Raw genomic sequence first — 20,595 nt, forward strand, 5'->3', positions numbered from 1 at the left:
GTCAGAAGTCCGGCAGCATGTCGGCGCTGCGACCCTGATTGATCGCGTGAGCGCGGATCAGCGTGCCGGTGGCGCCGGCGCGGTCCATCGCGTGCTTGTCGGCGATCGTGTCGGTGTCGTCGCTGTCCAGGCCGAGCAGGTCGAGCTGCTTTGGCGGCTCGGGTTTTTTGGCGGGTTCTTCGCCGAGGCCGGGGTGGCGCTGCTGTTGCAAGCCGCCGTCCTCATCCGCCTTCGCATCGTCATCGGGCTTGCCGAGCCGGGTATCGGGCGCGCGGACCAGTCCGCTCCAGTCGTTGGGGCGTGCCTGCGGCCGGTCGGGATAGTCTCCGGGCGCGGGCTGCGGCGGCGGTGCGATCCGCTCGCGGAAATTGCGGTCCTCGTAATAGCGCAGCTTCCTCGCGCGGATCGGGGCCATGCCGGAGACAAGGACAAGCTCATCCTTGGGCGGGAGCTGCATCACCTCGCCGGTGGTCAGGAGTGGCCGGGCGGTCTCCTGCCGGCTGACCATGACGTGCGCCAGCCAGGGCGCGAGCCGGTGGCCGGCATAGTTGCGCATCGCGCGCTGTTCGGTGGCGATGCCGAGCGCGTCCGAAATCCGCCGCGCCGTGCGCTCGTCGTTGGTCGCAAACGCGACGCGGACATGGCAGTTGTCGAGGATCGAGTTGTGCTCGCCATAAGCCTTCTCGATCTGGTTCAAGGACTGCGCGATCAGGAAGGCGCGCACTCCATAGCCCGCGAGAAAGGCAAGACTGGTCTCGAAGAAGTCGAGCCGCCCCAATGCCGGGAACTCGTCGAGCATCATCAGGAGCTTGTGCTTGCCCGCCCTGGCGGGATCGGCATCGAGCTTTTCGGTGAGGCGGCGGCCGATCTGGTTGAGCACCAACCGCACCAGCGGCTTGGTGCGGCTGATGTCCGATGGCGGGATGACAAGGTAGAGCGAGACCGGATGGCCGGCCTCGACGAGATCGGCGATCCGCCAGTCGCAGCGCGATGTCACCGCGGCGACGGTCGGGTCGCGATAGAGCCCGAGAAACGACATTGCGGTGGAGAGGACGCCGCTGCGCTCGTTCTCGCTCTTGTTGAGCACCTCGCGCGCCGCCGAGGCGACGACGGGATGGATCTGCGGCGCATCCTTCGTGCCGAGGTGATTGGTGGTCATCATCCGCCGGAGCGTGGCGGTGAACGGCCGCTGCGGGTCCGACAGGAATGTGGCTACCCGTGCGAGCGTCTTTTCTTCCTCCGCATAAAGGACGTGGAGGATCGCGCCGACCAGGAGCGAATGGGAGGTTTTCTCCCAGTGGTTGCGCCGTTCGAGCGCGCCTTCGGGATCGACCAGGATGTCGGCGATGTTCTGGACGTCGCGGACCTCATGCTCGCCGCGCCGGACCTCCAGCAGCGGGTTGTATTTGGCGGAAGCGGGATCGGTCGGATTGAACAGCAGGACGTGGGAGAAGCGCGCGCGCCAGCCGGCGGTGAGCTGCCAGTTCTCGCCCTTGATGTCGTGAACCACGGCGCTGCCGGTCCAGCCAAGCAGTGTCGGTATGACCAGCCCGACGCCCTTGCCCGAACGGGTTGGCGCGAACGCCATGATATGTTCGGGGCCGTCATGCCGGAGATAGCGGCCGCGCGAGCGGCCCAGGAATACGCCGGCATCACCGTAAAGGCCGGCCCGCTCGATCTCGTTCGGCCTGGCCCAGCGCGCCGAACCATAGGTGGTGACGTGACGCGACTGCCGCGCGCGCCAGAGCGAGCCTGCGATCGCCGCGCCGCAGCCGATGAAACCGCTCGCGCCGGCGAGCGCGCCGGCCTTGTCGAAAACATGCGGCGCATAGGCATCGTAGTGATACCACCAGGGGAAGAGCGCCCAGGGACGATAGACCGGCGTGCTTCCAGCCATGAACCAGGCCGGACCAAGTTCGGGCTGGTAGGCGAGCATCGCCGCCGCCCATTGGGTCGCCGCCCAGAGGCCCGCGATCACGATTGCGAACACGACAAGGATCTGGCCGATGAGCAATTTGGTCGGGGTCACGTTGAAGCTCCCGCCCATACCGCCGGATGCGGTCGGGGCGCGGCTTCAAGACTCGGCTATGGGCCGCCCGAAATGAACGGAGCCGCTGGGGGCTGGTGGGTGACCGAAGGAGATCACTCGTCGGCGACTGACTCAATATTCCAGCTCTGTTCTTTTGATCGAGCTATGACCCGAGTTGATGATTCTGCCCTGTCGTTGTCCCTCGAGGTGGCACTGACCACCACACCGCACCGCCGATGACCCGCTACACCCTGCAAAAATCCGAGCTGCAAATTCGGGCTTGCGTGTCGGATTATCAGACATTATATCGCATTTAATGTAGTGAAATCGTGCGAGGCATGCATGGCGACAATCGCTCCTCCGCAGCCCGCGGCAACCGCGTTTCCCAAAGCCGACGCCATTAGGGCGTTGGTCGACGAACTGCTGCAAGTGGCCAGGGCTGAGGCACAGGTGCGCGGAATTGCCCTGCCTCCGGAAAACCCGAAGATCATCCAGGCGCCCGTGCCACTCGACTCCTTGTCCGTGGTCGACACGCTTTGCGCGGTGGAGCAGGTCCTCGACATCGAGCTTCGCGACAGCATCGTCCGCACCGGCGGCTACAATTCGATCGAGAAGGCGATTGACGACCTCCTCCCTAAGATCGAACGCGTCTGGGTTAAGAAGAAAGGGTCGAAGCCATGACCAATCTCGCACTCCGCCAGGAAGGCGACGAGCAGGAGCGGCGGCGCTTGGGCGACCGTCTGCGCGAAGCACGGAAATATCTCGGCCTCAAGCAGGAAGAAGTTGCTGCCTATCTCAAGATTCCCCGGACCGCGCTTACCGATATCGAGAATGGCCAGCGCCGCGTTGAAGCGATCGAACTGACGCGGCTTGCCCGTCTTTACCGCCAGTCGGTGGCCTATTTTACCGGCGAAGACGAGGCCTCCGCGAGCCTTCCCGCCGATGTCGCCCATCTGGCGCGACGCGTTGCGGCCTTGTCGACTGAGGACCGGGCCGAGCTGAGCCGGTTTGCCGAATATCTCCGCTCGCGGTCTGGCGGCGAACGGAGCTGATCGATGGCGTCGGATTATGCGAGCGCGGTTCGCGCTGGTACGATGGCAGCGGGCCGCCTGCATCGCGAACTCGATACGCGCGCACTGATCGAGACCCAAGGCGGCAGCGTCGATGTCTTCGGCGCGATCCATGCCGTGGGTCTACCCTTGCTGCTTCGTCCTCTGAAAGGCCTGCTCGGCGCCTATCTCAGCGCACCTGCTCCTGGCGTTCTCGTCACGACGGAACGACCGATGAGCATCCAGCGCTTCACGGCCGCGCACGAACTCGGGCATTTTTCGATGCGACACGAGCCGAGCCTCGACGATGAGAGCATCCTGCGCCGGATGCCGATGTCGCCCGAACCGGGAAACAACTTCGAGGAAACCGAAGCCGACGCCTTTGCGATCGCCTTCATGATGCCGAAATGGCTGGTGCTCGCGCACAGCGCGCGACAAGGATGGCAGATCGATCATTTCCGGCGCCCCAATGTCGTCTATCAGCTCTCGCTGCGGATCGGCGCCAGCTATGAGGCGACGTGCCGCACCCTGGTTCGCTACAATCTGATTTCGCCATCGGTGATGACCGACCTGCTCCGGACGCAGCCGCGCAGCCTGAAGGTCGATCTCCTCAAGGACTATCGGCCCGACAACTATCGCGGCGACGTCTGGCTGCTGACCGAGCGCGATGCCGGCTCGCGGATCGATGGCAGTCGCAATGATCTTTTCGTGCTGCAGCTCGAAGAACATAGCGGCGGTGGGTATCTCTGGGATCTCGACCAACTGATCGCCAGCGGCTTCGCCGTCGTTCGAGACGAGCGTGAGGCAATCGACGGCGATGGCATCGGTGGTCCCGTTGTCCGCCGTGTCACCGCGGCGCCCGATGCGCCGCGGCGCGGCCGCATGTCGCTCGACGAGCGGCGGCCGTGGCAGCCTGCGCCGGCCCTCACCAGCCTGACGCTCGATTTCGACCTCACCGGCCCGGAACAGACGGGCCTGTCGCGCGCCGAACGGCGGCACCTGCTCGAGGCCGCCTGACGCCCCATGATCGATATCGTCCGTGACCTTCGGCCGCTGTTCGGGCCTGCGCGCGATCAAGGCGCGCGGCCGACATGCCTCGCATTCGCCGCGAGCGACACCCACGCCGGGCTTCGCGACGGCTGGGCACCGCTGTCGTGTGAATTCGCCTTTTATGCCGCGCAGAAACGGGCGGGCAGACCGCCGACGAGCGGCGCACTGCTATCCACAATGCTGGACGCGCTACGGCTCGATGGCCAACCCGACGAGAAAGGCTGGCCGTATCTGGCAGCGGTTCCAGCCGATCATCGACTGTGGACGCCGCCGGCGACCGTTGGCCCGCTCTATGGCCGCAACGGACAGAGGGATGGAACCGACCTGTCATCCATCCTTGCCGCGCTGGATCGTGACACGCCGGTGCTCATGCTGACGATGCTGTCACGGTCTTTCTTCCAGCCGCGCGGTGATGGCGTCGTCGATCCGGCGAACGACGAACTCCCCGAGCCAGCGCAACGGCACGCGGTCGTCGCGGTCGGGCATGGAACCGTGGACGGCACCCCGGCCATTCTCATCCGCAACAGCTGGGGACCAGGTTGGGGCTTGGAAGGCCACGCCTGGCTTACTGAGCGCTTTCTAGCGCCGCGCCTTTTCGCCACGGCAAATTTGACGGAGGAAGTCGATGTATCTTCCCATACCGCCGCAGCCTGACTGCGTTGCTGGCTGGCGCGAGGCGGTCCGGCTCGTCGACCTCGCCACCGGACACCAGGCGCAGAATGTCGTCATCTCCGTGGCCGAGCCGACTGCGCGCGCAACACTCGCCGATCCCGTCGTGGCGGAAGTCGATGCCTTCCTTTCGGGCCATGGCAAGAAGCCCATCGAGACGGTCGCCAACACGATTTTTCCGGCAGCGCTGTACAGGCGCTACGGCGCGCCGCAATTCTTCGACCGGTTTCGCGACAACGTGCTGCCGAAGGTCCGGAGGTCGGGCGCTTGGTCGGGCTATTATTTCGAACGGATGATGGAATTGCCCCGCGCCGACGGCCAGCCAATCAATCAAATCTGGGGCATCGTCGAGCGCCTGCGCAACCCGAACGTCCGAGCGCTCAACAAATTCGAACTGCTGATCTTCGACCCCGCCCGCGACGTGAATGACTCGCCCTACGGCGGTCAGTGCCTGAGCTTTGCCAGTCTCAAGCTGATCGGCAAGGGCGACGATCGTCGCCTCGGCATGACCGCGCTCTACCGCAATCACTACTATATCGAAAAACTGCTCGGCAATCTGATCGGCCTCGGCCGTCTGCTCGAATTCATCGCCAAGGAAGGCGGGGTCGCGCTGGGTCCGCTCACGATCGTCTCGACCAACGCCACGGTCGACACCGCCAACTGGAACCGCGGCGATCTTAAGCAACTCTTTGAACGCTGCGATCAGGCGAGCGCACATCTCCGTGCTGCGGCGTGAGGCGCGCCCAACGGCAGTTCTAGCGGCTCATCGTTGTCATCCGCGACACCGTACAGGCTGAACATGCCCTCGATGAACTCGCGCTGCCCGCCGTAGCTCGGATGGCGGACCGCGGTGGTCGGAATGTCGAGACCGTCCAGCGCCAGGTGAGCGTCGCGCCCGATCGCGACGATCTGGCGGGGCCGGATCATTGACACGAGGGCTTGCAATATCGGCCAGGTCGCCTCGCGCTCGCTTCGCGTGTGGCATCGGTTCGACATCGGATCATCCGCTTCATGGGGATGGAACGGGAAAACGTTCCAGAGCATGACAGGCTGACCGATCCGCTCTAGCACACGCCAGACGATCGCCGCGGTGCGCTCCGCCACGGCGGGTCCCTGCGTCGCACGTTCAAATGCGATGCCGCCCATCAGCGTGCCGGCATGTCCGAGGTGAATTTCGTCGGTCAGCGGTACGCCCGTACGCCGCCCCCCGCGATAGCCGAGATCACGCGCGATCCAGATCGTTTCGACGCGATGATCAAGCGCCGCGGTGAGCAGCATTTCGAGATTGTCGCGGCGCCGGGCGGCGGCGTCGCTGCGGTCATGGACCGTGCAGCGATCGCGCCAGGGATTGAACACTGAGGGAAGTTCGGTCGCCGCCAGGGTGGACACAAAGGATTTCGGGGTCATGACGGCAATTCCTTGATACGCAGGCGGCGATTGGCGAAGTCGATCAGGACGCGGCCGCGCCGATGCTCCTGAAGGAAGCGGAAAGCCGTATAGCCCTGGAGGATCGCTTCCTCCCAAAGCCACAGCGGACAGCGTTCTGATTCGTAGCCGGCGACGAACTGGCGGACATGCTTCAGCATGTCCAGCGGAAGGCCACCGCGCTTCACGTTTTCAAAGTACCGGAGTTGCTGCGCTTGTCCGAAAATCCAGGAAGTTATGCCCTCTTCGATGAGAATCGCCCGAGCACCGTCTTCGGCGTCGTCGAGTTTCGGATCGCTCTTGCGCTTGAGACGGAGCAGCGCACGCAGCACTGGCGACCAGCCAAGCACCGCGACATAAGCGTAGTGAAAGACATCGTGGAAACGATAGTCGTCGGGTTCGAGCGCGTTGTCGGTGAGCCGGTCGCCGACATACACACCGCTTGAGCGTTGATACACGAATGTCTGCCCGCGAACGGTGCGTTCATAGACGTCGATCGCCATCCGCCGCGGCAATTGCTCTTCTGGGTCGAGCGCCGCATCGGTCGGCGCCGGATAGATGCGCTCGCGCGGCCAGCGATCGAAGATCTTGTGAAGATTCTTCACGGCGGCAGCCTCGATGGTAACACCGGATTCGTTTGCCGCCTGGATCAACCGGCGCATGACCGCGACCAGCCGGCCCGCGAGTGCTTCGCGGTCCTTCGCAAGACCGCCCGCCTGGAAATCGTTGATGAGCAGCCCAACGTCGCCTGCCAGCGCGAGCAGGCTATGCTCGAACTGCGGCATCGGTGCCTTGGCAAGCGGAATGTGCTGCGGCTGCAGCGCATGGAAACTGAGCGTTTCGTTGCCGCCCGTCTGCCATTGTCCGCCGTTTGTCGCCGCGGCGGCAGCGATGTCGCTGAGCGCCATGCGGCTGCGCCGTGCGATCGCCGCCAGATACCAAAGGACGTCACCAAGCTCTTCCGCGACGGCGTGAGCGTAACCCAGGTAGGAGGCATCGTCGCGCTGCTTTTTCTTGGCCTCACTGAGCAAGCTGCCGACTTCGCCGAAAAGGCCAAGCATCGAGAAGCCCAGTGCGCGGCCACCGCTGCGTTGATCAGTCCGCGCGGCCTGCTTCGCATAATCCGCAACAGTGAGAGCTTCGAAATCCTCGCTCATCGCCTGCCCTTCCGGCGATCCGATATCGCGTCTGCGGGGACGCTCACGCCATAGGCTTCAAGTGCCCGCAGTACGATCATCCGGATCGGCTCGCGGGAATCGAGCGACCGTTGACCGAGATCGCGTTTCGTAACGGCAGGAATCTGCACCTGAAGATGCTCGTCGCCGACATCGGTTTGCGCTGCGATATTTTTCATGAATCCATGAAAACATAATTTCATGAAAATAGAAAGCCCGAATCCTCCGGATCAGGAGACGCTCGGCCCGCTGCGCTGCCGCCCGAGTGTCCAGTTGATCCCGCCGTCGCGCATGATGCCCGAGACCGATTTACCGACATGGCGATCGAGAACAGAGCGCCACGGCACCAGCGTGAAATCGCGCGACCGTTCGATGAGCGCATGGCGACCACTCGTCATCTCGACTGCGCGCACGAGCCTGCCTTGAACAGCCTCCCCCTCTCTGGCCTCGGCGAACGGAACGCCTAACTTGTCGGAGAGCTGGCGGGCGACACGCAGCAATTCTCGCCGCTGGAGCGCGGCGAGCATCCCTCGCCGATAGACCGTCTGCCCATCCTGTTCGTCTGCAAGCTGTTCGGTGATCAGCCATTGCCGTCGCATCGCCTGCGCTGAACGAACCTCGTGCCCGAACCCAGCATCGCGCACTGGCACCGGCGCTTCGGCGACCAGCTCGCGATCGAGCCAGGTCGCGGCATCGGTTCCCGGTAATTTGTCGAGCGGGATCGCCGACAGGGTTTCAATGGCAACGGGGTGGTCGCGGAACTGCATGGCTTCGAACCTCTCGACCCTGGCGAGATGGTCCGGCGCGATGATCCAGCTTCCGTCGGGCTCGCGCTCGACGACGCCCGAGATTTTTCGCATCGCTTCAAGCCGCCGGACATGCGTTTCGGCGAAGCGTTCGCTGGCGGTCGGATCGTGCTTCAGATGGGCGTCGATCGAATAGCGCCCGCCGTTCGCCGCCGCGATCTCGTCGATCGTCCGATCGACGGCGCGAATGCCGCCCTCGCGTGGCGCGATCCGGACGATGGCATTTTCGGGGATCGTGTCGACCAGCTCGCCCTTGCCGATCTCGGCATAATGGGTGCGCCCGTCGATGCCGTCGACCAGCAGATAATGACGGTCTTCATGTTCGTCGGCGAGCCCGCGCATCACGACGCGGCCGATGATCGGCGTCGCCTCCTTCGCGACCGGGTCGTAGATGACGCGATCGACCGCAGCACGATCGAGCTTCCGCGCGGTCAGCTCGCGCTGCATGGTGCGGATGATGTCGCCGCGCTCGCCGATCTGGCGCAGTGTGTTCGCAAGGTCGGGCTCAAGCCGCCAGGTGCCGTTGCCGACATGCGAGGCGAGTCCCATGCGCCCGAGTTTCTGCAGGCGACCGACGCGAAGCGATTGCTGGAAGGGATCGCCATCGCTCGCGCTGACCAGCCGCGCGGTATCCATGTCGCGGATCAGCCGTCTGTCGATCGCGGTCAGCCGCTCGGCACCCGTATCGCTGCGAAGCCGCTCTTCGATTTCAAGGTCGGTGCGCGGCCCCAGGTCGAGGTTGACGATCTCGATCGCCCGCTGCCGGCTCCCGTGCGAGATATACTCGCGCGCGATCAGCAGATTCTCACCCCGATCGTTTACGCCGCGCACCACGATATGCGTGTGCGGATGGCCGGTATTGAAATGGTCGACCGCCACCCAATCGAGCTTTGTCCCAAGATCCTGCTCCATCTGCGTCATCAGCCGGCGCACGAACGGCTTCAAGTCGGGATACTGGTCGGCGTCCTCGGCCGACACGATGAACCGGAACTGGCGGCGGTCGCCGTCACACCGTTCGAGGAACGCCTTGCCATCGGCGACGTCGCTGTCGGGCGAGTAGAGCGCACCAGCCTCGCCCTCACGGGTCACGCCGTCGCGCTGAATATAGCGAAGGTGCGCCTTCGCACCGCCCATGCCTTTCCCGCCAAGGCCGACAGGCCGTATCTTGACGATCACGCGGCGCGACCGGAACGCGCCCAATCGGTCGCGCGATCTGAGCACCCGCGCAACACTCGCGCCGCGCCCGATCCGGCTGCCGTCGAAACGGCCGCGCCTGCCCGTTTTCATGCCGGCCCGCTTTGCCGCTTTCACGACGCGGCTCAGGTAGCGCTGCTCCTTGCCCCGGCCGCGCATCCGGCCCAGCTGCGGTTCGAACTCATCATCGCGCATAGCGGCGTCCTTCCATGCCGGAATGACGCTCCCCGCCGATAAGAATGGCGCGTCCTCGCCAGAGCGCAAGGAGTCTCGCGATTGGGATCGGAAAAGCCCAGAAAACCGCCACTCCTGGTAACCCTGTCTCGCACTCAAAGGGCGAGTCTCGCAAAAGCCTTCAAAAAACGATGTGCAGACAAACACTTACAAAATCGCGAGATTTTGCCTCTATCTTGCCATCGAGCCCGACTGCCACCTGCCGCCCCAGACGCCCGCTTTGCCTTCCCGCCTTCCCGATCAAAAAAGGGGAGCGGCGCCATGCGGCACCACTCCCGCGAACCTGCCCCTTCAACAGCGCATCGCCTTATTGCCAGCCTGCCTGTTCGGCCTGACGCAGCGCCCGATTGCACCGCTTCAGCCTCTTCTCAGCGGCCCTTAATTCGGCTTCGATCTGCCGCCGTTCTCCCGCGTCATCGCACCATGAAAGCTCCGCGCGAAGCTCCTCGATCTGTTGTTCAACCGACATCTCATCCTCCTGATACAAGCGAAAGATGAGCCATCGCCCGGCGGGGAGCGGGCGGGGTCAACCACCGCGCAGCGGCCGCGAAGCGGGCGACGGGGGAGCCGATTTTCTCGTCGCCGGAGTGGAGCGAAGCGGAACGCAGGTGGCGTGAAAATTGGGGGAACCGTCGATGGTTGAGGCGGTCCGTTCGCCGCCGGATACTCGGTGCTTGCTGAGCGGATTTCTTCCTCTCTGCAGGCCCGCAAGCGCGTTCCGGTGCAGGAAAAGGCCCACGCCAAGCCCTCAAGGCATGAGGAAAGCCCCGCGCCGGGTGACCGGCGCGGGGCCGATCCGGCTCAGTCGCCGGGGTTCCAGATAACGGCGAACGCGTCGTCGTCGTCCTGCCCGGCGGCGCGGCCGAGATTGGCGTAGAGGGTGCGGCCGCCAAGTTCGGGGGCCGACATGGCGAGGCGGACATATTCGCGCTGGCTCACCTCGCCGGTGCGGATCCAGCCGCCGCCCAGTTCGACGCCGTTCGACAGCACGCGGTAGTCGGGCTGGTCCCCGGTCTTACTGCGGTTGGGGATGATGGCGATCTCGGCATTGACCGAAAGCGTCTTCAAGGCGCCCCGGAACGAACCGTCGTTCTGGCGCTGGACATGACCGATTGAGGGCATTTCTCGTCTCCTTGCACATTCGCCCGACCCGATGCCGGGCGATGGGCGGACCGAAGGGACGGCCCTTGAGCGCGCTGCGAACCGCAGGCCGAAGCGAAGCGGAGGACCGGAAGCGCGGGGCTGATTTGGAGCGAAGCGGCCGCGAGGAGCGCCGCCAAAGCGGCGCGGGGAAATCAGTTCCGCGCGATGGTTTCGCGAGGCGCGCGGCCGTCCCAGGTCATGCGCCCAAGGAGCCGGCGACGGGTTGGTGAGACACGAAAGGACGAGATGCGCGCGCGGACAGGAAGCCCAGTCCGGCGTCTTTCCGGGAAGCCATGATTGCTTTCGCGGCCACGAGGCCGCGGCTATAGCCTCACGGCGATGAACGAAGGAACGACGATTGCGGGGCAGATCGAACGGCTGATCGTGCGGCTGGACGGCGCGGCGGTGTGCGATGCCTGCGTGACTGACCGGCTCAACCTGTCGGTTACCGCACAGGCCAATGTCGTCACCTGCGCGCTCGGCGGCACGCGCGGATTCGAGCGGCAGAAGGACGAATGCACGTTATGCGGAAGCGCCCGGACGGTGATCCGCCGCACCGCCCGGTAGGTCAGGCGGCAGGGGTTTTCGGCACGCGAGCGCGCAGTGCGGCGCGATTTGGGCTAGTTGCCGTCGCCCGCGAGCGCGCGCGACAGCGCCTCGTTGGTCGCGTCGATCTCGATGCGGTCTGCGAAAATCGCGCACCAGCCGCCACCGAACTCCCCGATGCGGGGCTTGGAACAGGTCATGGCCCATTCAAAGCCGATCGGCCCCTTGGCGAGCGTTTCGGGGCAACATCGCTGGATCACCACCGCGATGGCAGCGGCATCGAAATCGTCCATGCTGGCGAAACACACGATCCGCGCGGATGGATCGTCGGGGCAGGTTTCAGCGATGAAATCGGCTCCGATGGTGGGAAATTCGGGATCGTTGAACGCCTCGCGAAACCCGCTCCACCGCGCGTTCGCATCGTCCGGCGGAAAGGCTGCGAGCAGCGCCGCGCTCGGCGGATCGGGCGCGTCGTCATTCGCTAGCGCGTAGCCAGCGTTTGCGACTTCCTCGATCAGCGCGCACTCGGCGGCGGTGCAGCGAAAGGCGAAGCTGCCCTGAATCCAGATGTCAGCCATTGCTCGCCTCCTCCCGTTCGGGCGTGATGACAAGCGGGGGCACCGCGAAGTCGGCCGCATCGAAATGCGCGATGATCGCCGCATAGCTGCCCAATCGCTCGGCGGTGCAGCGCCCCATGAGGATATAGTCGTCCTCGTCGGCAGCGTAGCTTTGCGGTTCGCCGCTGCCGGTGAACACGGTGCGTTCCGCACCCCACTGGCAGGCATAGGCGCCCGACCAGCGCGCGAAGAAAAGCCCATGCGCGATGCAGAAGGCTTCGAGTCCCTCGAACCGCCCCCAGGCGACCTCGTGCGCCATGAGCGCCAAGGGCTCGCCCTCGGGCAGATCGCCGAGCGCGAAGGGTTCGCCGTCCCATTCGGTGGACAGCCCTTCGTTCGCGATGGCCTCGGCGAAGGCGGGAAGCTGGCTGGCGGGGAGCGTCCCGCCGATGGTGATGGATGCCGAAACACGGTCGGCCATGACAAGTCTCCTGTCTGAAATCCGCGCCGCGAGGGCCGCTTGCGGCCGAGCGGCGCGGCGATTTTATGGGGGACGGAACGGGCGGCGGGTGCGCCGCCGCCCGTCCAGTTTCATGCGGCTTCGCGCTCGGGCTGTTCCTGCGGCTCGGCCTTGGCAGGGGCCGGAAGCGCAATCACCGCGCCGGGGCCGGTCGGTTCCGGCTCGCGGTCGGGGCGCGCCGCGAGCACCTTGGCATGAGCCGCGACGGTGCCGACGCCGCCGCGCGCCGTATAGGTAGCGGGCGGGAACGCCATCCATTTCGGCACCCAACCCTCGACCTTGGGCCGCCCGTTCGCACCCTCCAGATGGTCGCGGACGATGCGCTTCAAGACCTTGCCCGGTTCCTTCGCATTGGCGGCGGCGACAGGTTCGCCCGCCACCTCGGCGACGATGCGGGTCAGCACCTCCTTGTCGCGGACACACTCGAAAAAGGCGTCGTCGGCCTGCCAGTAGCGGGCCATATCGACGCCGATCTCGCCGCCGACCGCCTCGATGGCGGCGCTGCCGCTGGCGAGCGTTTCGCCCATGACGATGACGATCACGTCCATTACGGCGCGGTCGGGCACGTCGAGCAAGCGCAGGAACACGCCGACCAGTCCGAAGTCGTCGCCGTTGCCGCCTGTGACGGTCGGTTCCTCGGGCGAGAAGCCGAGAAGGTCCAATACGGCGCGGCGCTTCGCGTCGAAGTCGGTTTCCGCGCGGCAAGTTTCGACGCTTTCGCGCACATCGTCGTTGCGCGCGGTCTGCGGCTCGGGCTTGACCGTCCACAGTGGCGACCCGACGATGACATGGGCGACCATCAAGCGCAGCGCGACCTTGGGATGACGGGTCAGCGAGGCGCGGACAGCGGCATGACGGTGCAGGTTGATATAGGTCTGCATCGTGCTCGTCACTTCGGGGCGCGGCACTTTGGGGCCGGTTTCGATTGCCTCGCCGCGTTCGAGCCGCTTGGCCTCCTTGCTCGTCACATAGCCTTCGTGGACCTCGACCTCGCCGCTTTCGCGCACATCTATATACACGCGCCCGCCCTTGCGCTTGGGTGCCTTGGCGAACTCATAGCGGTAGAAATATTCGCCGGGCGGGACGATCACCACGTCGAACCATCCGGCATCCAGATAGTCCTCCTTGCGCGCGTCGATTACGGCGTTCTGCGCGGTCCAGAACGCGTCGGCATCTGCAAAATAGCGGTCTTCGCCGAACAGATCGGCGACGATCGCAAGGCCGCTCGCATCGACGTCGAACAGGGCATGTTCGACCTTGATCGACTGCCCGCCGAACAGCCATGCCTTCAATTGCTGGCCGGTCGGGCAATAGGCGTCGTCATCGTCGTAGAGCGCCAGCCATGCCTTCTGCTGCTGCTTGCTCGCCAGCGTCAGATGCCGGACGGTCGCCGCGTTGATCTTCTCCTTGCGGTAAAGATCGCGGATGCGCGGAAGCAGGTTGCCGAGCGCTAGGATACGCTTCACGCCAAGCTCGGGAATGCCGAACGTCGCGGAGATATCCGCAATGTCGCGGCCCTCCTTGACCAGCCGTGCGAAGGTTTCCCATCGCGTCACCTCGTCGGGATCGAGCCGGGTGTTCTCGAGAAGCGATGCCTCGATGGCGTCGGCGTCGTCCCCGGCGTCGAGGATGGCGACGGGAAGCGGGCCGTGGTCGATGCCCTCGACAAGCGCGATGGCGTTCGCCGTCCAGCGCCGCCGCCCGGCGACGATTTCGTGGACGCCATTATCGTTGCCCGCCTGCGGGCGCACGATCAGCGGCACGATGACACCGCGCTTGCGGATCGAGGGCAGAATGTCGCCCACGTCCGGGGGCTTGGGTCCGTGCCGCATGTTCACCTTGGACGGAACCAGCTTGCTATGGTCGATAAAGTCGAGTTTCATTGGTCTGCTCCTTCTGGAGCGCCGGTCCCGTTTGTCTTGCTGGATGGGCGGGACCGGCACTCAATGCGGCGAAACGCGCCGCGCGTCATCCGGCCCCTCGATCATCAAGAGGCGGCGGAAGCTCGTTGCCGTTCCGGCTATCGGTGATGCGGCGAAGTTCGGCTTCGGCCAGAACGATTGCACCCATGCGCCGCGCGGTATCGGACCATAGCGAAAGCGGGGCCAGCGGCTCGAAATGCTCGTCGCGCTCGATGAACAGGCCGAAGGGCAAGCGGACGCCCGCAATCTCGGTAAGCGAGAACACGCCCATTTCCGGGCATCCGAACCCCAAGTCGGCGAGGCCGAACAGCGTGTCTCCATCGTCGTAAAGCTCGGTGGCGATCCACGTCGCCGCGCCGACCGGATTGAAGAATTTGACCACCGGGAACGGGTCGAACCGTTCGTCGCGCTGCTCGTGGAGGCGGCTGGCGCGCGCATTCGCGCGCAGCGCCGAAAGGATCGCATGGGGGAGCGTAATCATGCCGCTTCCCTCCCTTCGTCCTGCGTCTCGGCGTAGCGGGCAAGCAGCCAATCGGCGGCCTTGCTCGCCTGACTGGCCGCGCGAAAGATCGCGCGATTGTCCTCGCGCAGCACGTCGAGCCATGATGCCAGATAATCGGCGTGACGAACGGTCGGCACGATGCCGAGCGCGGCGCAAAGGAAGGCCGATCCCATCTCGGCGATCAATTCTTCGCGCGCATAGTCCTTGCTGCCGAACGCATTGCGCAGATTGCGATTGAGGCGCGACGGGTGGCCGCTGGCATGACAGAGTTCGTGCAGCGCCGTCCGGTAGAAATTGATCTGTTCGTGGAAGGCCGGTTGCGGGGGCACCTGCACATAGTCGGCGCTCGGGACATAGTAGGCCTTGTCCCCACCGATGCGGAAATCGACGCCCGATGCCGCAATGACCGCTTCGGCGATCGGCACGACTTGGCGTTCGGGAAGCGGTGCGGGGTCGGTGGCAAGGCCGGGGCGCAAGCCTTCGCACTGTGCGACGTTGAACACGGTGAAGCGTTTGAGGAACGGCACCGCGCGGGCTTCGCCGCCGGTCTGGCGCGCGCGTTCCTTCTCGGCTTCGGGGGTGAAGCGGTCGGCATAGACAACCCTTGTCCCGCGCTCGCCTTTCCTGACATTGCCGCCCGCCTCCAAGGCTTGGCGGAAGGTCAGCCACGATTGCGACGGATAGCCGTTCTCGATCACTGCTCCCCACAGGATCAGGACATTGACGCCGCTGTAATTGCGGCTGGTGAGCCCGTTGCGCGGGAGGCCGGGGGCGGCGGAGAAGCCTTGACCATTGGGGCGGCCCCAAGGCTGGACCCAAGGGAAGCGGCCCGCCTCAAGTTCGGAAACAATGCGGCCCGTCACCTCGTCGTAAAGATTGGCGCGCTCCGCCGGGGGCTGGCGTTTGCTGCCCTCTGCGCGCGCGCGTTGGCTGCCGGTCTGGTGCATGGCTATCCTCCAATGCCGCCCCAAAAACCCCAGGGCCTCCCCCGGAGCGGGGGTGGGCGGCGAATTGCGACCTGCCGGGCGCGGCCAGGAGGCGGTCCGCACCCGCAGGGCCGAAATGCAATGGAGGAGCCGGACCCGAGCGCAGTCGAAGGCCGGCTTGCGGGACGCCGGGCCGGGCCCAGAAGGGAGCGCCGCCCACCCGCGCGACGAGGGGAAGGCCCAACGAAAAATGCCGCCGCGCCGGTCAGGCGCGGCGACGACAGGCCGGAGCAAGGCTCCGGCATCCCGCCAGTCCGATCGTCACCTTTGGCCGGGACGCGCGAAGCGTGGCCCGGTGGAGCTTGGCGAACGGATGTGAGCCTAGCGGAATAGAGCGGCGGTCGCGCCGCAGGCGCGAGGCGCCTGAAAACCCGGATGCGTCAGGTCAGACCCTGCCGTCTTGAAGCACTCTCGTCGTGGTCGCCATGCGCGCGGTGACACGAGGAGCGAGCACTCGGCCCACTGGCCCCAACAGATCAACCGTGCAGCGGGGATCCGTTCGAACCGGTGCAAGCGGTCATCGCGGGCAACAGGCTCATCATGGCGGCACCGGCGATGATGATCGCGCCGACCGCCGCGGCGATGCCGGTCGCGGTCGGCCCCGCACCGCCGAGCTGCATCAGGCTGGAGACGACACTGCCGCCGGCGATCCCGGCGGGCACGGCGAAGAGAAGCGCGATCGCTCCGCGAAGCGGAACGGGCAACCGCGACGCGATGAGCATGCGTCCGATCAGCAAGACCGCGACGCCGACGACGAGGCCGAGAAGCAGACCGAGCAACGGCCCCAGTTCGCCACCCCCCGCCCACAGAAATGCGGCCGCACCGAGCCCGACCGGGAGTGCGAAGACGGCGAGCCGGAACATCGCCCAGGCGAAGAGGACGATGCCGGTGGCGGACAGGATCAGACCGAGCAACATCACGACCAACTCCATAGGCTCGGAACATAGCAGAAACACGATTCGGCATGAAGCCCCGATCGGCTCGCACTATGGGCGGTCTGGCGCGTTCTTCTCGGGCGACGTCGATCGCAGCGCGACGAACAGCGTGGCCGCACCGGCTTCGCTCCGGCCGGCAGGGGGCCGGTCGCCGATCGCGAAGAAGATGGCATTGACGGTACGCGGCGTTGCACTGGCGGCCGTGACAGCCGACCGGGAATTGACGGGCACTCCGGCGACGCTCGCGAGATAGGCGCGGGTCTCACCGGGCAGCGCGCGGCCGGTCCGCACGTGCTCGGCATAGCGTGCCGGTCCCGCGTTATAGGCTGCGAACAGTCCGGGATAACCGAAGCGGTCATACATCAGACGAAGATAGAGCGTCCCCGCCAATATGTTGTCGCGCGGGCTATGGGGATCACGTCCGAGCCCGAGCCGCGCGCGCATTTCGGACCAGGTGCCGGGCATGAGCTGCATCAGTCCCATCGCGCCGGCGTGGCTGGTAATCGGGCGCCCGTCCAGCACCGTGCGCCCGCCGCTCTCGGCGCGCATGACGCGCTCGATCCATTCTACCGGCACGCCGAAACGCGCCGAGGCTGCCTCGATATAGGGCCGCCAGTGAACGACCGACTGCGCGTCAGCCGGTGCCGCCGCCAGCAGCGCCAGGGCGGTGATGGCGACCCTCAGCCCAGCCACAGCAGTCGCACCTCGCCGATGACGTCGCCGCGCGATGTCGGTCCGAAATAACGCCCATCGAACGAATCCGGGCTGTCCATCAGCAGGAACAATGCGCCCGAACGCAACATCACGCAGCCATTCCACCACGGCATCGGACGGTCGCGGCCATCGGCTTCGCGGCGTTCGGCCACCGGGTGGCCGTTGACATAGATCTCCCGCCCGCGCGCACAGACGCGATCGCCGGGCGCGGCCGCGACGCGCTTGACCAGCGGGATATTGATCGGAATGTAGCGCCGCTCGGCGGCGAGCCGGCGCCAGCGGTCGGGCACCCGGACCAGCACCATGTCGCCCGATGCGATGTCCTGCCGTCCGCTGACGGCATAGAGACCGATCGGCGCGCTGGCCGATGCGTTCCAGACCAGCCACGGCGTTGGCGGCAGCGCGATCGTGGTCGCCAGCGCGGCCGCGCCGAGACCGATCAGCGCGGTGGGTTTAGCCGGCAGACGGGAGGGTAGCAGCCTAGCCATTGCCTCCCTCCCGCATGTTCGCGCGCGACCAGGCCTCGATATCGTCGATATGGTAGCGCCAGACGGTGCCATGCTTTCGGCACGGCGGGCCGCGCCGCTCCCGGCGCATCTTCTTGAGCGTGTCCCCCGCGAGACCGAGATGGAACGCGGCCTGCTTGGTTGTCAGAAACGGGCAATGCTCGCGTGCCCGCCGAGCGCGCTCCGCGGCCGACGACGCCGTGGCTCCACCGTCCACAGCGGATGAATCCGCCTCGATCCGTGTTCGCGCGCCGCCGCCTGCTTCGGGGTTTGGATCGTGTGTCATGAGTGCAGCGCCCGGTCCGACGAACCCGCGTTACCCGCCGATCAGGCCCGCACGCGCGGCTTCCTGTTCGGCGACATAGGCATCCAGCATGTCGGCCTGGCCGGGGAGCAGCGCGTCGATCGCAGGGAGGCCGTCGATATCGTCCCGGTGAAGCAGCACGGACGGGCACTGGCCTTCGACATTGCCGAGATTGGGGCGATGCTGGGCATAGCCGATGAGCGCGGCCAGATCGGGATCGAACGCTCGAGCGATGGCGGGCGGATAGACGAGATACTGATTCTCGAACGTCCGCAGCCATCCGAGGCAATAGGAGGTGATGACCGCGCGGCGCACATGATCGGACTGGTTAGCGCCGGCACCATGCAGGATCGATCCGAGGAACAGCAGCGCGGAGCCGGGTGGCATTTCGGCGGCGACCGGACGTGCATCGCCCGGTTGCGATGCCGCATCGTGATGGCTGCCCGGCCAGACCAGCGTCGCGCCACTCTCCAGCGTGAACGGATCGATCGGCCAGATGACGTTGATCTGATAGTGCATCCCGGTCTTGACGCCGCCCCAGAGATCCTGGTCGCGGTGCGGCACCTGCGCGAGCGCGCCGGGATGGATTTCGATCGCCTGGGTGAGGTTGAGAACGATACGATCGCACCATTCCCCGAGCACCGTTTCGGCGATACCGCGGATGATCGGGTGCAGCACAAGGCCGGCGATATGCCGTGAACGCCGCAACAACGCGCCAAAGCGCTTGGTGCGGGCTCCGTAGAATCCGCCTTCGCAAAAGGGCGTGGCGACGAAGCGCGGTGCGAGTTCGGCTTCGAGCGCGGTGATTAGCTCGGTCGGCACGGCGTTATCGACAATGACATAACCGTCGGCGAGCAGCATCGCGGCGAGGCGGGCGGGGTCGTGCATCGCCATTCCCTTCACGCGGCTCTTGCCGCCGCATCGGGAGTGATCGCACCCGGTACATAGATGCCGTTCGACGCCAGCAGCGCAGGCGTACCGGCGCAGATCTCGATGCGGAACGCTCCAAGGAACGCGCCATCGATGCGGCGCGCGGGGCCGAGCGGCGCTGCGCGCCAGCCCATCGCCAAAACCTCCTCGCGAAAAGCAGCGGTCACGACGCCGGTTAGCATGGTGATTCCGCTGCCGAGCGCATGATCGACCATCGCCGAGATGAGCCGGTTGCGGACACGCAGGCGTCCGGGGGCGCCCAATCGTTGCGGCAGGCAAAGTCGCGTAATCTCGCGAACCTGCTCCCCCCGGGGCGCATCGCACTCGCAGAGCGACGCGAAACGATCGGCGAGAAGATGTGCGCCCTCTGTCGATAGCAGCCGCATCGACCCCTGGTGAATGCAGCCATCGTCGGTGGCGATCAGATAGACCGCCTTGTCGCCGTCATAGCTGTCGATTTCATAGCGGCCGCCGACGACCGGAACATCCCAGCCCAGCAGATCGACGAACAGGGTCTTGCGGTCCTCGAACATCGAGGCGGCGCGCGCATCGGTAAGCGAGCACCCTTTGACAATATGGATCATGGCAGTAGCTCCCGTTCAAATTGAACAGTCGCGAAGGGAGCAGAGATGAAGGGCTCAAACAGTCGTCAATATTGAGGATGCGGCGATCCCGCTCAGAACCGCGGGACGATCTCCTCGATGCAGACGATTCCGCAGGCGAGCGCGATCGCCGGGAGCTGCGCGCGGGAATAGATTCCGAAATGTTCGCGCAGGTCACGCATGTAGGTGCGCACTGTCGTCGGGGCGATGTTCATCATGATCCCGATCTCGACGTCGCTCTTGCCCATCGCCGCCAAGCGAAAGCATTCGAGCCGCTTTGGGCTGAGATGGGGTAATTTCAGCGGGCGCGCCGGAAAGCCGTGCAAGCGCCGCGCCTCGGTAAACGCCTCGCTCGCCATCAGCGTCGCGATCCGGCAGATATGCGATGGCGGCAATTGCCCGTCGCGCGTTGCGAACGTACAGCATCCGGGCGGCTCGCCGGCGACGCCAATCGGAACGGTGAGGCCGTTGCGCAGGCCATGACGCGCGGCTTCGCGCACGATGCGCGCCTGTCGCCGCGTGAAGCCGCCCAGCAGTCGCTCCATTTCGTGCCAGCAGAACGCCCGGCTTGTCGAGCGCGCCGCGAGCAAGGCGGGATCGTCGCGGTAATAGCCTTCGGCGACGAAAACGTCGCCCCAGCTCTGGAAATTGTCCATGCGGAAATATCGCCCACCGGGCTGAAAGAAGGCCATGCTCTGGACGATCGCGAGCCATGGGAGGCCGAGCTGGCGTGCGGCGGCCTCGCTGCAACTGAACAGCTCGCGATCACTGTTCGGTAAGCGATGTTCTCAGCCCAC

General features: G+C 65.6%; 24 protein-coding genes. 6 read left to right on the plus strand and 18 right to left on the minus strand.

All coding sequences use genetic code 11. The features are described from left to right. Position 1: 1 nt before the first annotated feature. Positions 2–2,029, minus strand: a complete 2,028-nt coding sequence (locus tag B2V90_RS20970; protein ID WP_038292469.1) for a conjugal transfer protein TraG — start codon at positions 2,027–2,029, stop codon at positions 2–4. A gap of 342 nt (positions 2,030–2,371) precedes the next feature. Between B2V90_RS20970 and B2V90_RS20975 the strand changes: the two genes are divergently transcribed. The 5 genes from B2V90_RS20975 to B2V90_RS20995 are packed head-to-tail and all read left to right on the plus strand — an operon-like array spanning position 2,372 to position 5,533. Beyond that, positions 2,372–2,710, plus strand: a complete 339-nt coding sequence (locus B2V90_RS20975; protein WP_017499939.1) for a hypothetical protein — start codon at positions 2,372–2,374, stop codon at positions 2,708–2,710. Further along, entirely contained in the window at positions 2,707–3,081 is a 375-nt protein-coding gene (locus B2V90_RS20980; RefSeq protein ID WP_017499940.1) for a helix-turn-helix domain-containing protein, read from the plus strand. Before B2V90_RS20975 ends, B2V90_RS20980 begins: the two co-directional genes overlap by 4 nt. Before the next feature lie 3 nt (positions 3,082–3,084). Continuing rightward, positions 3,085–4,095, plus strand: coding sequence for an ImmA/IrrE family metallo-endopeptidase (locus B2V90_RS20985; protein ID WP_017499941.1), 1,011 nt, complete (start codon positions 3,085–3,087; stop codon positions 4,093–4,095). A 6-nt stretch (positions 4,096–4,101) separates the two neighbouring features. Continuing rightward, on the plus strand, positions 4,102–4,782 hold the full coding sequence (locus tag B2V90_RS20990) for a C1 family peptidase (RefSeq protein WP_017499942.1): 681 nt from the start codon (positions 4,102–4,104) through the stop codon (positions 4,780–4,782). Then, positions 4,754–5,533: a hypothetical protein gene (locus B2V90_RS20995; RefSeq protein ID WP_017499943.1), complete on the plus strand. Its 780-nt coding sequence runs from the start codon at positions 4,754–4,756 to the stop codon at positions 5,531–5,533. The genes B2V90_RS20990 and B2V90_RS20995 overlap by 29 nt, the downstream gene beginning before the upstream one ends. Here the strand turns inward: B2V90_RS20995 and B2V90_RS21000 are convergent. The 5 genes from B2V90_RS21000 to B2V90_RS21020 form a co-directional block, all read right to left on the minus strand. Next, positions 5,500–6,204 (minus strand): uracil-DNA glycosylase, encoded by a 705-nt coding sequence (locus tag B2V90_RS21000; RefSeq protein WP_017499944.1) that lies wholly within the window; start codon positions 6,202–6,204, stop codon positions 5,500–5,502. The two genes, B2V90_RS20995 and B2V90_RS21000, sit on opposite strands and share 34 nt — an antisense overlap. Next, the gene (locus tag B2V90_RS21005) at positions 6,201–7,379 is read right to left on the minus strand and encodes a nucleoside triphosphate pyrophosphohydrolase family protein (protein ID WP_017499945.1); all 1,179 of its coding nucleotides are present in this window, start codon (positions 7,377–7,379) and stop codon (positions 6,201–6,203) included. Before B2V90_RS21005 ends, B2V90_RS21000 begins: the two co-directional genes overlap by 4 nt. After that, positions 7,376–7,576, minus strand: coding sequence for a hypothetical protein (locus B2V90_RS21010; RefSeq protein WP_017499946.1), 201 nt, complete (start codon positions 7,574–7,576; stop codon positions 7,376–7,378). The genes B2V90_RS21005 and B2V90_RS21010 overlap by 4 nt, the downstream gene beginning before the upstream one ends. 51 nt (positions 7,577–7,627) lie before the next feature. Next, the gene (gene rlxS, locus B2V90_RS21015) at positions 7,628–9,592 is read right to left on the minus strand and encodes a relaxase/mobilization nuclease RlxS (RefSeq protein WP_017499947.1); all 1,965 of its coding nucleotides are present in this window, start codon (positions 9,590–9,592) and stop codon (positions 7,628–7,630) included. Positions 9,593–10,432: 840 nt separating this feature from the next. Continuing rightward, positions 10,433–10,753, minus strand: a complete 321-nt coding sequence (locus B2V90_RS21020) for a DUF736 domain-containing protein (RefSeq protein WP_017499949.1) — start codon at positions 10,751–10,753, stop codon at positions 10,433–10,435. Positions 10,754–11,113: 360 nt separating this feature from the next. On the opposite strand from B2V90_RS21020, the gene B2V90_RS21025 reads away from it, so the two are divergent. Then, a complete protein-coding gene (locus B2V90_RS21025) occupies positions 11,114–11,341 on the plus strand; it encodes a hypothetical protein (RefSeq protein WP_017499950.1) in 228 nt (75 codons plus the stop codon). A 53-nt stretch (positions 11,342–11,394) separates the two neighbouring features. Here the strand turns inward: B2V90_RS21025 and B2V90_RS21030 are convergent, their stop codons facing one another. The 12 genes from B2V90_RS21030 to B2V90_RS21085 form a co-directional block, all read right to left on the minus strand. Then, on the minus strand, positions 11,395–11,898 hold the full coding sequence (locus B2V90_RS21030; protein WP_017499951.1) for a hypothetical protein: 504 nt from the start codon (positions 11,896–11,898) through the stop codon (positions 11,395–11,397). After that, entirely contained in the window at positions 11,891–12,358 is a 468-nt protein-coding gene (locus B2V90_RS21035) for a hypothetical protein (RefSeq protein ID WP_017499952.1), read from the minus strand. The genes B2V90_RS21030 and B2V90_RS21035 overlap by 8 nt, the downstream gene beginning before the upstream one ends. Positions 12,359–12,468: 110 nt before the next feature. Beyond that, positions 12,469–14,280: a ParB/RepB/Spo0J family partition protein gene (locus tag B2V90_RS21040; RefSeq protein WP_017499953.1), complete on the minus strand. Its 1,812-nt coding sequence runs from the start codon at positions 14,278–14,280 to the stop codon at positions 12,469–12,471. Positions 14,281–14,365: 85 nt separating this feature from the next. Further along, entirely contained in the window at positions 14,366–14,800 is a 435-nt protein-coding gene (locus tag B2V90_RS21045; RefSeq protein ID WP_017499954.1) for a DUF2958 domain-containing protein, read from the minus strand. Then, positions 14,797–15,768: an ArdC family protein gene (locus B2V90_RS21050; RefSeq protein ID WP_017499955.1), complete on the minus strand. Its 972-nt coding sequence runs from the start codon at positions 15,766–15,768 to the stop codon at positions 14,797–14,799. The genes B2V90_RS21045 and B2V90_RS21050 overlap by 4 nt, the downstream gene beginning before the upstream one ends. Positions 15,769–16,283: 515 nt before the next feature. Beyond that, positions 16,284–16,724: a hypothetical protein gene (locus tag B2V90_RS21055; protein WP_155644762.1), complete on the minus strand. Its 441-nt coding sequence runs from the start codon at positions 16,722–16,724 to the stop codon at positions 16,284–16,286. Positions 16,725–16,793: 69 nt separating this feature from the next. Then, a complete protein-coding gene (locus B2V90_RS21060) occupies positions 16,794–17,435 on the minus strand; it encodes a lytic transglycosylase domain-containing protein (RefSeq protein ID WP_017499957.1) in 642 nt (213 codons plus the stop codon). Next, complete coding sequence (locus B2V90_RS21065) at positions 17,423–17,944, minus strand: S26 family signal peptidase (protein WP_017499958.1); 522 nt, start codon at positions 17,942–17,944, stop codon at positions 17,423–17,425. Before B2V90_RS21065 ends, B2V90_RS21060 begins: the two co-directional genes overlap by 13 nt. After that, positions 17,937–18,248, minus strand: coding sequence for a helix-turn-helix domain-containing protein (locus B2V90_RS21070; protein ID WP_081095412.1), 312 nt, complete (start codon positions 18,246–18,248; stop codon positions 17,937–17,939). Before B2V90_RS21070 ends, B2V90_RS21065 begins: the two co-directional genes overlap by 8 nt. A gap of 30 nt (positions 18,249–18,278) precedes the next feature. Beyond that, positions 18,279–19,160 carry a phytanoyl-CoA dioxygenase family protein gene (locus B2V90_RS21075; RefSeq protein WP_017499960.1) on the minus strand — a complete coding sequence of 294 codons (882 nt, stop codon included), beginning with the start codon at positions 19,158–19,160 and terminating at the stop codon, positions 18,279–18,281. Positions 19,161–19,165: 5 nt separating this feature from the next. After that, positions 19,166–19,780 (minus strand): acyl-homoserine-lactone synthase, encoded by a 615-nt coding sequence (locus B2V90_RS21080; RefSeq protein ID WP_017499961.1) that lies wholly within the window; start codon positions 19,778–19,780, stop codon positions 19,166–19,168. A gap of 92 nt (positions 19,781–19,872) precedes the next feature. Beyond that, positions 19,873–20,556, minus strand: coding sequence for a LuxR family transcriptional regulator (locus B2V90_RS21085; RefSeq protein ID WP_223181515.1), 684 nt, complete (start codon positions 20,554–20,556; stop codon positions 19,873–19,875). Positions 20,557–20,595: the final 39 nt, after the last annotated feature.

This window comes from Sphingobium sp. UBA5915 (assembly GCF_002431195.1).
GTDB classification, from domain to species: Bacteria; Pseudomonadota; Alphaproteobacteria; order Sphingomonadales; family Sphingomonadaceae; genus Sphingobium; species Sphingobium soli.